This window comes from Oleiphilus sp. HI0067 (assembly GCF_001635735.1).
Genome location: NZ_LWFI01000068.1, coordinates 1 through 730 on the forward strand (window position 1 = coordinate 1; position 730 = coordinate 730).

The following is a 730-nucleotide window of genomic DNA, read 5'->3' on the forward strand; positions in this document are numbered from 1 at the left end:
TACAGAATATAAACCAAGAAAAATAAACCTAACCACACCACGTCGACGAAGTGCCAGTACCATGCTGTCGCTTCGAAGCCAAAGTGATTTGCTTTATCGAAGTGGCCTTTACGCACTCTGAAAAACATAATGATCAACATTAGAGTCCCAAGCGTTACGTGTGCACCGTGAAAACCCGTCAATAAGAAGAAGGTCGTGCCATAAATCCCAGAAGACAAGGTCAGATCGAGGTCATTATAGGCATGCACATATTCATAACCTTGGAAGTATAAGAACACGACGCCTAGGGCAATGGTCGCACCCAACCACAAGGTTAATTTGCCACGATCCCCATCTTTTAACGCATGATGCGCAATCGTGATCGTGACACTCGAAGCCACCAATAAAGCAGTATTAAGTAACGGAATTCCCCAAGGACTAATCAATGCGCTCGGCCCTGGATATAACTCGTTATTTGGGTTCACCATTAATGGCCAAGTCGCCTCAAACTCAGGCCATAACAACTCGCCTGTTGAGGTATTCGCGCCCTCTCCGCCGATCCATGGGACAGCCAATACTCGGATATAAAACAAAGCGCCAAAAAAGGCCGCAAAAAACATCACTTCTGAGAAGATAAACCAACTCATCCCCCAGCGGAAAGATCGATCCATTTGCNCACTGTAAAGACCTTGTTNACTCTCTTGGATGACGTGCNCAANCCAACCAAAAAGCATATAGGCCATGATCAATG

Annotated in this window: 1 protein-coding gene; it reads right to left on the reverse strand. The window is 45.7% G+C overall.

Annotation, left to right across the window (positions count from 1 at the left end):
• The coding region (locus A3739_RS01110) for a cytochrome c oxidase subunit 3 (protein WP_369821070.1) at positions 1 to 722 on the reverse strand (722 nt) is incomplete at its 3' end.
• Positions 723 to 730 lie beyond the last annotated feature (8 nt).